The organism is Kocuria subflava, from assembly GCF_012163155.1.
GTDB lineage: Bacteria > Actinomycetota > Actinomycetes > Actinomycetales > Micrococcaceae > Kocuria > Kocuria subflava.
Map to the genome: position 1 here is coordinate 1 of NZ_JAAVUN010000021.1, position 14,021 is coordinate 14,021.

Sequence of the window (14,021 nt, forward strand, 5' to 3'; positions counted from 1 at the left end):
CCGAAGTCTTCGAAGAGCAGCTACGCTCACTCCAACAACCCGGTGTTGCAACGACCGGTTGAAACCAGGCAATACGTCTCCCTGGCCTACACTGACAAACTCTCGCTCGACGGCATCACGCCCTCGATCGGGTCCGTCGGTGACGCGTTCGACAACGCGCTGATGGAGACGGTCAACGGGCTGTTCAAAACTGAATGCGTCCGCACGACCGTGTTCCACGACGGGCCCTACAAGACCATCAGCGACGTCGAGTTCGCGACCGCCGGCTGGGTCGACTGGTACAACACCCGTAGGCTTCACTCGAGCCTCGGCTACGCCACACCCGCCGAGTTCGAGCAAGCCCACTACGCGACCCTCAACCGAGAGCCGCAACCCGCATAGGAGCGGCAGAGAACCTGGGGCGCTTCACTGCGGCCTACGCCGCCCGCCCGAAAGCCACCCCGAACACCGAACCTGCAGACCGAACCCACAACAGAGTCCGCCACGACAAAATCAGCGACGGCTCGGTCACCATCCGCCACGCAGGACGCCTGCACCACATCGGCATCGGACGCCGATACAACCGCGAACCAGTCATCCTGCTCATCCAAAACCGCGAGATCACCATCATCCACGCCACCACCGGCGAAATACTGCGCGAACTCACCCTCGACCCCACCAAGGACTACCAACCACAGAAAAACACGAAATCCCCGAACCCATGAGGGTTCGGGGATTTCAGATGTCGTGAGACATCACAACTGTCGGGATGACAGGATTTGAACCTGCGACCCCTTGACCCCCAGTCAAGTGCGCTACCAAGCTGCGCCACATCCCGCGGACGTAGCCGTCCACTTCACCCGGATCGCTCCGAGCACTCGAAGTACTGTACCCCATCCGTCGGTCCAGTTCACATCGACGTACCGTGCCACGACGTCACGACGTAGGCCTCAGGAAGTACTCGTACAGGCTATCCTCCAGCGGCGCCTCGAGGTCGAGCTTCATGGTCACCACCGGCAGCATCGCACCGGATTCGTCAGACATCTGCGACTGCTCGGCCTCCCGGGGCGCGGCCTGGCCCAGGTAGTAGAAGTCGGTGCCCTCGGCGTCGTCCTTCTTGGCGAACACGTGCAGCGGAACTTCGTCGGCGGCGATCGCCCGCTCGTCGCGCGATTCCAGCGTCTTGCGGCTGCGTGTGTACCAGCGCACGGTCTGCGGGTCGAGCAGCTCGTCCTCGTACTGGGTGGACGCGGAGACCTCCTCGTCCTTTTGGTACGTGATGAAGATCGGGCAGGTCTGGGTGGCCATGTCGATCTTGTACCCGAACATCACGCCCTGCTGATTCGTCTCCCACCCAAGCAGCCGGCACACGTCCTTGCGCGAGTACCGCCGCCCCTGCTGCAGCCCGCTGGACCAGCCATGACGGTGCCGGGCCAGGTACAGTCCGGTAGCCACAGCGTCGCGCACGTGGGCGCGGAAGGTCCCCGACGCGTCCCACTCATCCAGGAACGCCGGGCTCAGTTGGTACCGCTCCCCCACCAGGTCGACGAGGCCCGCCCCGTACTTCGTGATCTCCTGCTTCGTGAAGAACCGCAGCGAGAGCACGCCCTCCACAGACAGGACCGTTCGCGTGTCGTCGGTCAGGTCCTGCGCCCGAAGCAAGGCGCGGAACTGCGACCGCGTCAGGGATTCCCCCTCCAGCAGCGCCTGGAACAGCAGCAGCTCATGCGGGCGCTTGCCCGGCAGCAACTCGTGATCCAGGAAGGCCAGGAAGCCGCGCTGCGCAGGCGTCGGGGCTGTGTCGACGGCCTTCGCCTTCACCAGGAAGTCCCAGTATGAGTTCGTGCGCGCGGTCGCCAGCACCACGGGGTCCACGGTGTCGAAGCGCGCGAAGTCCATTAGCCACGGCTGCTCCCCTAGGCGCTGGTACATCTCCCGATACGCCGACTTCAGGTTCGCCAGGGAGTCGAGCGCGGTCGCGGTAATGGCGGCCAGGATCTTCTCGCGGCCGATCTCGTCGAAGTTCACGGACGACAGCCCCGAGATCGCCCCGGCCGTCTGCGCACCCAGGACCTTGCGGCGTAGCTGGTCCTTGTTCAGCGACGAGTCCCCGAACAGCGCGATTGGGATCAGGTAGTTATTCGCGTAGTTGCCGATGAAGTCGATGACCCGCAGATGGTCCTTACCCTGGGCCAGACGCAGCCCGCGGCCGAGCTGCTGGGTGAAGATGATCCGCGACTGCGTCTGGCGCATCATCACCACCTGATTGACGGAGGGGATGTCGATGCCCTCGTTGAACAGGTCGACGGTCACGAGGTAGTCGAGCTCGCCGGCCTCCAACCGGTGAACGGCGCGTGCACGATGCGCCATGGAATCCGCGCCGACCAGCGGCTCTGTACGAAGCCGGGCGCCGTTCATGACCTGTTCGTTGAGTAGCGCGGAGATCTCCTGGGCTTCCTGGATCCGCGAGCAGAAGATCAGCCCGCGCACCGGACCCTTGTGGCCATAGCGATCGATCATGCGCAGCAGATGCGCCACGCGCTCGGGTGCCACGAGCCGGGAGAGCTGAGCGGTGTCGTCGATCAGGTTGCCGTCGTCGTCTTGGAAGTCCTGCACCCCGTAGTAATGGAACGGCACAAGCATGTCCGCCTCGAGCGCTGCCTGCAGACGGATCTCATAGGCGATGTTGTGGTCGAAGAGCTCGAACACGTCCACATCATCCGTGCGCTCGGGCGTTGCCGTCAGACCCAGCAGAAAGTCCGGAGTGAGGCGCTCCATCACGCGCCGATAGGTGGCTGCACCGGAGCGATGGACCTCGTCGATCATCACGTAATCGAAACCGGCCGCGGCGATCCTCTCCAGAGCATCCGGCCGGGAGACGGATTGGATAGTTGCGAAGACATAGCGACGATCCAGCTGCTGCACGGGCCCCACGAATTTGCCGAAAGCGTCGGCAGGATCATCGAGCACGCGCTGGAACTCGGTGAGCGCCTTGTCCACGATCTGCTCGCGATGGACCAGGAACAGCATCTTGCGCGGCCGCGCCTGCCGCACCTCGAGCGCACCCAGGATGGTCTTGCCGGTGCCGGTCGCGGAGATCACGAGCCCGAGCCGCTCCCCCGCCGCGCGCAGGGCGGCGATCGCCTCGAGCGCCTCCTCCTGCATGGCATTGGGAACGATCACCGACGACGACGGCTCCCCCGTCGTCGTCGGCAGGAATCCATCGACGGGCACGACGGTCGGTCGCGGCCGCCGCGCGTACTCCAGTCCGTAGGCATCGATCAGCTCGTGGGTCAGCGGAACCGATTCGCTGATCTGATTCTCGACGACCGCGCGCAGCTGCTCGGCGATATCGCCCTCCGGCAGTGCGGAGAACCGCAGGTTCCATTCCCGGTTGCGCAGCAGCGCGTTCGACGTCAGGTTCGAGCTGCCGATGATCGCGGTCGTGCCGGCGTCCTGGTCGAAGACGTAGCCCTTGGAGTGGAAGCCCGGTCGCGGATTGAGGTGGACCTCCACGCCGGGCAGTTCCAGCAGCTCGCGCAGGGCATCCGGGGAGTTGAAACCCAGATAAGTGGAGGTGACGATCCGCCCGTGCCCCGGGAAGTCCAACAGAGCCTGCTTGAGCATGGCCAGAGCGTCGGTGGTCACGAACGCCACCGAGAAGGTGAAGGATCTCGAGCGACGCAGCTCTTCCAGAATTGCCCGGAGCATGGTGTTGTCGTCGTCGTTAGAGATGAGAACCGGGTGGTGCAGTCGTTCCGAGGCGGTCGTGCGATCCAGGAAGCCGAAGGCCGTGTCGGCCCGCAGGACGTCGTGCGATCGGCTCATGCCGAGAGGTCGGCGATCACGCGCTCGACGGCCGGGACGTCCGCCGGCGCCCAGCCGAGCCCCTGCAGCTCGGCCACGGGCACCCAGCGGATCTCGGAGTGCTCGGTGAGTCGGGGCGTGCCCTCGCGCAGGGTGCAGTAGTAGGTGGCCAGGGAGACGATGATCTTCGCGTACTCGTAGACCGTGGTCTCCACGTGCGCGCCGATCTCAGCCGTGCACTGCAGTTCCTCGACGAGCTCGCGGGCCAGCGCCTCCTCAGGCGTCTCCCCTGCCTCGATCTTCCCGCCGGGAAACTCCCACATGCCAGGGAGGCTCATCAGCTCGCTGCGCCTTGCGGCGAGCACTGTCTGCCCGTCCACCAGCACCGCACCCACGACCTTGACCTGCTTCTTCACCCTGGCTCCTGTCCTCGACTGCACCCTCGAGAAGCAGCCTACGGCGTAAGTCAGAGAGACGCGCCCACCTAGCGCAGGGCTCGCTGGGCGGCACTGAACGCATTAGTTGTCGAGCGCCTCATCGCTCGAAGCCACACCGAACCTTGAATTTGCGCAGAACGCGACGGCTCTTTTGTATTGAACACAGGAACCAAATAGGGGCAACGGCCCCGACGATCCACAGATCGCCGGGGCCCGTTGCCGTCGTTCAGGAATCTAGGAGCGTCACTCCGGCTCGATCTCCACCACCAGGTCCCCACCAGCCACCGGCGACGGACCTTCAATCACCACACGCTTGACCGTACCGCCCCGCTGGGTGGTCACGGAGGCCTCCATCTTCATGGCCTCAATGGTCGCCACCCGGTCACCGGCGGACACGGAATCACCCACGGACACCGTGGCCGTGATGGATCCCGCGAACGGTGCCGCAACGTGACCCGGGTTGGACGCATCCGCCTTCTCCGCCTCCACGTGGTCGGTGGCCACGGACTGGTCGCGGATCTCCAACATGCGCATCTGACCGTTCAGGGTGACCATCACGGTGCGCATGCCCTTGTCGTCGGCCGGGCCGATGGCCTGCAGAACCACCAGCAGGCGCACGCCCTTGCCCAACGAAATCACGTGCTCACGCTCCGGGAGCAGCCCGTACAGGAAGTCACGGGTGTGCAGCACGGAAATGTCCCCGTAGTCCTTCTGCTTGGACTCGAAGTCCGCCGTGGGGCCGGGGAACAGCAACCGGTTCAGCGTGGCACGGCGCACCGCGGATTCTCCGGACAACCCGGCCAGATCCTCCGCGGACAGATCAGCAACCGCAGGCTTCTCGTGCCGCCCCTCCAACGCCTTGGACCGGAACGGCTCCGGCCAACCAGCAGGCGGGGTACCCAGTTCGCCGTTGAGGAACCCGATCACGGAATCCGGGATGTCGAATTTCTGCGGGTTCTCCTCGAACTCAGCGGGGTCCACGTCCATGCCCACCAGTTGCAGGGCAAGATCGCCCACCACCTTGGAGGACGGCGTCACCTTGACCAGGTGGCCGAGCATCCGGTCGGCGGCGTAGTACATGTCCTCGACCTGCTCGAATTTCTCCCCCAGCCCCAGCGCAATGGCTTGCTGGCGCAGGTTGGAGAGCTGCCCACCGGGAATCTCGTGGCGGTACACGCGCCCCGTGGGCCCGGACAGTCCGGACTCGAACGGCTTGTAGATCCCGCGGATGATCTCCCAGTACGGCTCCATGTCGCACACGGCTTCAAGGGACAGCCCGGTGTCGCGTTCGGTGTGCAACAGACCGGCCACCAGAGCGGAAGCCGAAGGCTGCGACGTCGTTCCAGCCATGGTTGCGGTGGCGACGTCCACCGCGTCCACCCCGGCGTCAATCGCGGCCAGCAGCGTACCGATCTGGCCACCCGCGGTGTCGTGGGTGTGCAGGTGAACCGGCAGGTCGAAGCGCTCACGCAGCGCGGAGACCAGACGGCGCGCGGCCTCCGGGCGCAGCAGACCCGCCATGTCCTTGATCGCCAGGATGTGCGCCCCGGCATCCACGCACTGCTGCGCCAGATCCAGGTAGTAGTCCAGCGTGTAGACCTCTTCGGCCGGGTCCAGGAGATCGGAGGTGTAGCACAGCGCCACCTCGGCCACCGCGGTGCCGGTCTTGCGCACGGCCTCGATCGCGGGCGCCATCTGGGAGACGTCGTTGAGCGCGTCGAAGATGCGGAAGATGTCGATCCCCGTCTCCGCGGCCTCCTTCACGAACGCATCCGTGACCTCCGTCGGGTACGGCGTGTAGCCCACGGTGTTCCGGCCGCGCAGCAGCATCTGGATGGGAATGTTGGGCATCGCCTCGCGCAGGTACCGAAGGCGCTCCCACGGATCCTCACCCAGGAACCGCAGCGCGACGTCGTAGGTTGCCCCGCCCCAGGCCTCCATGGAGAACAACTGCGGCAGCGTGTGCGCGTACGCGGGTGCTGCGGCAAGGAGGTCACGGGTGCGGATGCGGGTGGCCAGCAGGGACTGGTGCGCGTCACGCATGGTCGTGTCAGTAACGGCGACGGCGGTCTGCGCACGTAGCTTGGCCGCGAACCCTTCGGGGCCCTCGTCCAGGAGGACCTTCCGCCACCCGTCCGGCGGGGTGTGCTCACCCGGGCCGTCCAGCGGCGAACGATCCGGGTCCTCCACCTTGTCACCCGGGTAACGGGGCAGCTTGGTGCGGGGGTCGATGCCCTCGATCCGCTCGCCGTTGGGCTTGTTGACCGTGACCTCGGCCAGGTAGGTCAGGGCGCGGGTACCGCGGTCGGCGGTGCCGCGGGCTTCCAGGAGCTCGGGGCGACGCTCGATGAAGTCCGTGGTCACGTTGCCGGCCAGGAACTCAGGATCCTCCAGCACGGACTGCAAGAACGGGATGTTGGTGGCCACACCGCGGATGCGGAACTCCGCCAGGGCACGGCGGGCGCGGTGCACGGCGGTCTGGTAGTCGCGGCCTCGGCAGGTCAGCTTGACCAGCATGGAGTCAAAGTGCGGGGAGATCTCCGCACCGGCGTACAGGGTGCCGCCATCCAGGCGCACACCGGCGCCACCGGCGGACCGGTAGGCGGTGACCTTGCCCACGTCCGGGCGGAAACCGTTGGCCGGGTCCTCTGTGGTGATACGGCACTGCATGGCGAAGCCACGGACTTCCAGCTCATCCTGCTGAATACCGATCTGAGCCAAAGTCTCACCGGCGGCAATGCGCATTTGAGCCTGGACCAGGTCCACGTCCGTGACTTCCTCCGTCACGGTGTGCTCCACCTGGATACGCGGGTTCATCTCGATGAACACGTGCTCCCCGGCGCGCTCCCCCACGGTGTCCAGGAGGAACTCGACCGTGCCGGCGTTGACGTAACCGAGTTCGCGGGCGAACTTCACGGCATCGCGATGCAGGGCCTCACGGACTTCCGGATCCAGGTTGGGTGCCGGGGCGATCTCCACCACCTTCTGGTGGCGACGCTGCAGCGAGCAGTCACGCTCGAACAGGTGCACGGTCTCCCCCGTGGAGTCCGCCAGCACCTGAACCTCGATGTGCCGCGGCCGCAACACGGCCTGTTCCAGGAACACGGTGGGGTCACCAAAAGCGGTCCCGGCCTCACGCATGGCGGCGTCCAGGGCGTCCGGCAGCTGCTCCTTGGTCTCCACGCGGCGCATGCCGCGGCCACCGCCGCCGGCCACGGCCTTCACAAAAATGGGGAACCCAATGTCATCCGCTGCGGCCAGCAGTTCCTCCGGGTCCGACGACGGTTCCGAATCCTGCAGCGTGGGAATGCCCGCCTTCTTGGCGGCCTTCAGGGCAGCTACCTTGTTGCCGGCCAGATCCAGCACGTCAGCGGAGGGGCCGATGAAGGTGATGCCGTTCTCCGCACAGGCCTTGGCCAGGCCCGGGTTTTCGGACAGGAAACCGTAGCCGGGGTAAACGGCATCGGCGCCGGACTCCTTGGCCACGCGAATGATCTCGTCCACGTCCAGGTAAGCCTTGACGGGGTGACCCTCCGTGCCGATCCGGTAGGCCTCGTCAGCCTTCTGCCGGTGAATCGAGTTGCGGTCCTCCAGCGGGTACACACCCACGGTCTTGGCGCCGAGCTCGTAGGCGGCTCGGAAGGCGCGGACGGCGATTTCACCGCGGTTGGCCACCAGGATCTTCTTGAACACAGGCACTCCTTCTGTACGGGACCGGTCCGGGCGTCGTCGTGGTTGATCGAACCCCAAGTCCCTGACGCAGTTTCATGGGGTCATCCGGTCCACTCATCGTCGAGTGGGGACGGCAGCGGCACCAGCTTACGGTGACACCTGTTTATTTGTGCGGTGTTACACAAAACTCAGCCCTCTGGGTACTTCATACCAGCATGACGTGTCCCGGGTGTAACCGCGACCACCCGTGGACGCCGGAGACCCCGCTTGTTAGATTGCGGGCATGCGCGTTGTGGTGGTTGGCGGAGGCATTGGAGGCCTGGCCCTGGCCCACGGGCTCACCCTGCGCGGTATCCACACAGACGTGTTGGAACGCGATACCGATTTCACTCGGACGGGCGGTTACAAGCTCCATTTGGGGCCGATGGCTGTCCGCGCTCTGCACCAACTTCTCCCACCCGAACGCATGGCCCGTTTGAGGGCTGCATCCGTTCGCACTGACGCATTCGAGCTGGCAGTGCGCACCCACCGGGGACAGCTACTACTCACAGCCGGGGAAGTTGAATCGGGCGAGTCCTTGGACATCGACCGCATCACGCTGCGACGGATATTGGCCGAGGGCCTGGAACCTCACCTTCTCACTGACCGAACCGCCACGTCTTACGACCTCACGGGAGATCACGTGAGCATCCGTACACGTCCGGGCCACGTCCACCATGCAGACGTGCTGGTGATCGCCGATGGCGCGCACTCCACCCTGATCCAACAGCTCTCCGGCGGCATCACCAACAGGCCAACGGGTTTGGTGGGGATCGCCGGCCGTACGTCAACATCTGCGCTGACCCACACTTCCCAAGACCTCCTGCGTGAACGTCCATCCTTGGCTGTCGGCGCCGGTGGGGTGGGGCTCTTCACGTCCTGGCATGCACCGCAAAGCTCCTACGACCGGACTGGGCTCACCGAAGGCCCGCCTGAACCCGTGGTCATCTGGGGGATGATCGCCACAGAGGAGCAACTCCCGAGCGACTTCCGAAACCTACCGAGCCCCCACCTGGCCGAACTCGCAGCGGAACTGTTGGGACGGCGTCGTTGGCTACGGGATCTTCAGCAACTACCTCAGCGCTCGAACCCGCAGTCCGTGGGTGCGTTCCGCTTCCTGGCAGCCGACCCTCTGAACGTTGCCACTTGGGCACCTGGGCCGGTCACCGCCCTGGGCGACGCCGCCCATGCCATGCCTCCCACAGGTGGGCAGGGGGCAGCCACCGCCATCCGCGACGCCGCGCACCTGACTGCGGAACTGGCTCGGGCCGCTGACGGTGAGGTCACAATCACTGAAGCCGCTGCATCATTCCAGCGCACCATGCTCGGCTACGCGCCCCAGGCCGTCCGGGACTCCCTGGAGCCCGTGCGGTGGATCAAGGCCTCAGCGCACCCGGTCGCTCGGGTGGCGCTGACGGGACTGCTCCCCGCGGCCGGGTACCTCTCGGCCACGGTGAGGCGCTTCCGGCGGTGAGAGCGGTACGCGCTCCCACGCCGTCAAGGTCATGCGTTGATGCACTCTCTGGGCCGGATTCTGGACTTCTGCATGTCCTGGGCGGTCAGTGATCTTCAGCGTGCGCCCGCCAGCGGCGGCCCCTGTCGACGAGCCAGGTGAACCAGCAACACCGCCGCACCCAGCCAGGCCACCCAGCCAATGGCCTCGACCGGCCAGGAGACAGAGGATGAAGAAGCTACCGACTGCGTGAAGAACACCCGAATGCTGTTCAGCGCTCCGTGCGCCACCACGGCCGCCCACACGGAGCCCGTGAGCTGGCGCAGTGCCAGCAAGAACGGCGCCCAGGACATAATGGCCAGCAGATAAGCCGCAGCCCGCTGCCAATCACCGTCCACAACAATCAACGGCACTGCGGGCAGGTGCCAGAAAGCCCATGCCACAGCGGACACCGTTGCTGCCACAGAAAAGGGGTAGCGGGCGGTTCGCGTGGCGAGCCATCCCCGCCAGCCCAGCTCTTCGCCGATGGCAAAAACGGATTGCAGGACCAGGAACGGCACCACTGCAATCACTGCGGGCACAATCATGTCCAGAGGGCGCACCTGCCATTCGCCCACCGTCAGCCCGGCAATCAACTGGGCCGCGCTGATCACAGCCACGGCGCTCACACCGATTCCCACACCTGCCCATGACCAGCGCATCGCGAACGCAGTGGTGAAGGTGCCCGGGCGCATGACGGCCCAGAAGATCAGCGCTGTGAGAAAGGGTGTCAGTTGGGCCACGGGCACCACCAGGCCTGCAATGTCACGGGGCATCACCCCCAGCAGGGCCGGTGCTGCCGCAGCCACACACAGCAAACTGGCCACCAGCACGTACGCCGTGATCTCCACGGCACCACCACGGCGGATCTGTGGATCCCGCATGTCCTCACCAGCTTCCCGGTCATCTCAGCAACGCTCGTACATTGCTGAGATTAGGAAGGTGCGGGCAGCCGTGGCGTCGGGTGAAATGACGAAAAAGGGACCGCACGGCGTCGTCCTTGCAGCGCCGCCGAGATCATGCGTTGGTGCACTTGACGCGCAAAAAGTGCACTTTCTGATGATCTCGGCAACCTGGACCAAAAAACGACGACGGCGCCCCCTCCCGTGAGCCTCTGACGTCAGAGGGGTGGGAGGAGGCGCCGTCGTGGTGATGCCTGAAACCCTCAGCGCTTGTTGCGCGGGCGGCGTTCACGCACGCGCATGGCCACCTCAATGGGGGTGCCCTCAAAGCCGAAGGTCTCCCGCAGGCGGCGGGTGATGAATCGGCGGTAGCCGGGGTCCAGGAACCCGGTGGTGAACAGCACGAACTTGGGCGGACGGGCCGAGGCCTGCGTGCCGAACAGGATGCGGGGCTGCTTGCCACCACGCAGCGGGTGCGGGTGGGCTGCCACCAGTTCGCCCAGGAATGCGTTGAGGCGACCCGTGGAAATGCGGGTGTCCCAAGAATCCAGGGACTTCTCCAGGGCGGGCACCAACTTGTCCTTGTGCCACCCGGTCTTGGCCGAGATGTTCACGCGCGGCGCCCAGGCCACGTGGGCCAGGTCCTTCTCGATCTCGCGGTCCAGGTAGTAGCGGCGCTCCTCATCCAGCAGGTCCCACTTGTTGAAGGCCAGGACCAGGGCGCGCCCGGAGTCGATCGCCATCTGGAGGATGCGGACATCCTGCTCGGCCAACGGCTCGGAGACGTCCAGGAGGACCACGGCCACCTCGGTGCGCTCCAGGGCGGACTGGGTCCGCAGAGAGGCGTAGTAGTCCGCACCGGAGGCCATGTGCACGCGGCGGCGGATACCGGCGGTGTCCACAAAACGCCAGGGGCGCCCACCGAGCTCCACCATTTCATCCACGGGGTCACGGGTGGTTCCGGCAAGATCGTTGACCACCACACGTTCGGCACCTGCCAGCTTGTTCAGCAGGGAGGACTTGCCCACGTTCGGCCGGCCGATCAGTGCCACACGACGCGGACCGCCCAGCACCTCGGGCTCCGCCACCTGGGAGAATTCCGGCAGTACCTCAAAGAGTGCATCCAGCAGGTCAGCGGCACCCTTGCCGTGCAGCGCGGAGACCGGGTACGGCTCCCCCATACCCAAGGACCACAACTCGGTGGCCTGCAGCTCAAGGGCCGGCGAATCGCATTTGTTGGCCACCAGGATCACGGGGCGCCCGGCGCGGCGCAGCATCTTCACGATCGCCTCATCCGTGGCCGTCACGCCCACGGTGGTGTCCAGCACCAGCAGGACGGCATCAGCGCGCGCCACGGCCAGTTCGGCCTGCTCCGCCACAGATTTGTCGATTCCGCGGGCGTCCGACTCCCAGCCGCCGGTGTCCACCATGGTGAACGGGCGGCCCAGCCACTCGGCACTGTAGGAAACACGGTCACGGGTCACGCCCGGAACGTCCTCCACCACGGCCTCACGGCGCCCGATCACGCGGTTGACCAGCGTGGACTTGCCCACGTTCGGGCGTCCCACCACAGCCACCACGGGAGCGGGCTTGCGGGTCAGCCCGCCAAAGGCGTCATCCTCCCACTCGTCCAACAGGGCAAGGTCTTCCTCGTCCAGTTCGTAGTCTTCAAGCCCGGCACGGAGGGCATCGGCACGCTGGTCGGCTTCGTCGTCGTCAATGGCGGCCAGGCGCTCTACGACGTCGTCGTCCTCGCCTCCCAGCACCGATTCCACGTACGGGTCCACCGGGTGCTGCCACGGTTCAAGGTTGGGGGTTGAGTTCTCAGTCATGGAGCACTCTCCTCTCACAAGTTTTTTAGAAGTTTGCTGTGTTTCCAGCAGTATTTCAGGCCAGCTGCGGCACGGCGCGCAGGACCAGGTCCATGACGGCCTGCACGGACTGCTCCAGGTTCAGATCGGAGTTGTCCAGGGTGATCACACCATCAGCTGCGGTGGAAAAGTTGACCACGGTGGAGTCCTTGGCATCGCGGCCCACCACCTGGGCACGCAGGGCCTCAGCGTTCTGGGAGCCACCCAGTTGAGCACCGCGGCGCTGCATCCGGGCTTCCTCGGAGGCCACCATCAGGATCCGGACCTCCGCATCAGGGGCCACCACGGTGGTGATGTCCCGGCCCTCGGCCACCATCCGGCGTCCGGAATCCGCAATGATCCCGCGCTGCCGGGCCACCAACACCTCCCGGGCGGCCGGCACCGTGGCCACGGAGGACACGTGGGAGGTCACCTCAGGCGTCCGGATGGCTTCCGTGACATTGGTGTCTCCCACCCTCACGAACTGCCGGTCCGGGTCCGTGGAGATCTCCACCGGGGCATCCTGGGCCGCAGCCACAACAGCGTGGGTGTCCGCCCAGTCCACGTTCTGCTGCATGGCCCACCACGCCACGGCGCGGTACATGGCACCAGTGTCCAGGTAGCCCAGGTCCAGGCGACGAGCGATCTCCTTGGCCACGGTGGACTTCCCGCTGCCCGAGGGCCCGTCAATGGCCACCAGCACTTGCACCTGATCCGTCACTGGACAACCTTCCATCCGTTTGTGGTGAGTGCTTCCACCAATTCTTCCCTGCGATTGGGCTCCACGGAGACCTCCGCCAGACCCACCGGTTGCCCCGGTGAGTGATCCAGCCGCAAGTCTTCCAGGTTGATCCCGATCTCACCGATGAACGTCAACAGGTGAGCGATGGTGCCGGGGACGTCATCCACCAGAACCGTGAGTTGGGCGAATGCCTTGGGCGCGCCGCCGTGCTTGCCCGGAATGCGAGCCTGACCGGCGTTGCCTTCGGCAATCAGTTGGGCCACATCCAGGCGCGAGCCCGGCGCGGTGGGTGCCTCCAGCGTGGAAATCAGCCGCTGCAGATCCTCCTGGACACCGTGCAGAGCCGGCACGATCGAGGCAGCATTGGCCGTCAGGATCTGCACCCACAGCCCGGGATCCGAACCCGCAATCCGGGTGGTGTCCCGCAGTCCTTGCCCGGACAGAGCCAAATGATGCAGCGGGGTGTCCTGCAGGCGGGAAGCCAGCAAGGAGGACATCACCTGGGGCAGGTGGGAGATAAGGGCCACAGTGGTGTCATGCTCATCGGCAGACATCTCCGTGACCGTGGCCCCCAGCTCCACCGCCAGCGCTTTCACCAGCCGACGCGCGGACGGAGCCGTCTGCTCCGATGAACACAGCACCCACGGCATGGAGGTGAACAACTCACCACGCGCGGCCACCGGCCCGGACTTTTCCCGCCCCGCCATGGGGTGCGAACCCACATAACGGGTCAGATCGGCACCCGTGGCCTCCAGCCCGCGCAGAATCGCGCCCTTGACGGATGCCACATCAGTCACAACCGCGCCCGGGAACTCCTCCAACGCTGCCACCACCAGGCTCACCGTGACATCAGGCGGGGTTGCCACCACCACCAGTTGAGGCTCGGGCATCTGCCCGACCCAGGCGCGTTCACTCAACCCGGCGCCGATGTCCTCCCCCACGGCCTCAGCCGTTGGAGAGGCATCACGCAGCCACGTCTCCACACCCAGGTTGCGCAGGCACAATCCGATGGAGGCCCCCAACAACCCGGCGCCAACAATCAGAACGGAACCAACGGGCGCCGTCGTCACGGCAGGGACCTGGTGATCCGCAGGCGTCACC

General features: G+C 65.7%; 9 protein-coding genes and 1 tRNA gene. 2 read left to right on the forward strand and 8 right to left on the reverse strand.

Annotated elements, in window-relative coordinates:
- On the forward strand, positions 1 to 381 hold a 381-nt coding region (locus GTW58_RS10245; RefSeq protein ID WP_245195199.1), incomplete at its 5' end, for an integrase core domain-containing protein.
- A gap of 362 nt (positions 382 to 743) precedes the next feature.
- Here the strand turns inward: GTW58_RS10245 and GTW58_RS10250 are convergent.
- From GTW58_RS10250 to GTW58_RS10265, 4 genes are all read right to left on the reverse strand, one after another.
- Positions 744 to 817: transfer RNA gene (locus GTW58_RS10250), tRNA-Pro, on the reverse strand.
- Positions 818 to 915: 98 nt separating this feature from the next.
- The gene (locus tag GTW58_RS10255; protein WP_119933373.1) at positions 916 to 3,807 is read right to left on the reverse strand and encodes a DEAD/DEAH box helicase; all 2,892 of its coding nucleotides are present in this window, start codon (positions 3,805 to 3,807) and stop codon (positions 916 to 918) included.
- Positions 3,804 to 4,202: a (deoxy)nucleoside triphosphate pyrophosphohydrolase gene (locus tag GTW58_RS10260; protein ID WP_119933374.1), complete on the reverse strand. Its 399-nt coding sequence runs from the start codon at positions 4,200 to 4,202 to the stop codon at positions 3,804 to 3,806. The genes GTW58_RS10255 and GTW58_RS10260 overlap by 4 nt, the downstream gene beginning before the upstream one ends.
- A 264-nt stretch (positions 4,203 to 4,466) precedes the next feature.
- Positions 4,467 to 7,916: a pyruvate carboxylase gene (locus GTW58_RS10265; RefSeq protein WP_119933375.1), complete on the reverse strand. Its 3,450-nt coding sequence runs from the start codon at positions 7,914 to 7,916 to the stop codon at positions 4,467 to 4,469.
- A gap of 262 nt (positions 7,917 to 8,178) precedes the next feature.
- On the opposite strand from GTW58_RS10265, the gene GTW58_RS10270 reads away from it, so the two are divergent.
- Positions 8,179 to 9,408, forward strand: coding sequence for an FAD-dependent oxidoreductase (locus GTW58_RS10270; protein WP_119933376.1), 1,230 nt, complete (start codon positions 8,179 to 8,181; stop codon positions 9,406 to 9,408).
- A 95-nt stretch (positions 9,409 to 9,503) separates the two neighbouring features.
- Here GTW58_RS10270 and GTW58_RS10275 read toward each other — a convergent pair whose 3' ends face one another.
- The 4 genes from GTW58_RS10275 to GTW58_RS10290 all read right to left on the reverse strand — a co-directional run bounded on the left by GTW58_RS10275 (position 9,504) and on the right by GTW58_RS10290 (position 13,990).
- Positions 9,504 to 10,310: a CPBP family intramembrane glutamic endopeptidase gene (locus tag GTW58_RS10275; RefSeq protein WP_119933377.1), complete on the reverse strand. Its 807-nt coding sequence runs from the start codon at positions 10,308 to 10,310 to the stop codon at positions 9,504 to 9,506.
- 281 nt (positions 10,311 to 10,591) lie between these two features.
- Positions 10,592 to 12,160 (reverse strand): ribosome biogenesis GTPase Der, encoded by a 1,569-nt coding sequence (der, locus tag GTW58_RS10280; RefSeq protein ID WP_052209399.1) that lies wholly within the window; start codon positions 12,158 to 12,160, stop codon positions 10,592 to 10,594.
- Positions 12,161 to 12,215: 55 nt separating this feature from the next.
- Positions 12,216 to 12,914: a (d)CMP kinase gene (cmk, locus tag GTW58_RS10285; protein ID WP_047689060.1), complete on the reverse strand. Its 699-nt coding sequence runs from the start codon at positions 12,912 to 12,914 to the stop codon at positions 12,216 to 12,218.
- Positions 12,896 to 13,990 (reverse strand): prephenate dehydrogenase, encoded by a 1,095-nt coding sequence (locus GTW58_RS10290; RefSeq protein ID WP_168023510.1) that lies wholly within the window; start codon positions 13,988 to 13,990, stop codon positions 12,896 to 12,898. Before GTW58_RS10290 ends, cmk begins: the two co-directional genes overlap by 19 nt.
- Between the last annotated feature and the right edge of the window lie 31 nt (positions 13,991 to 14,021).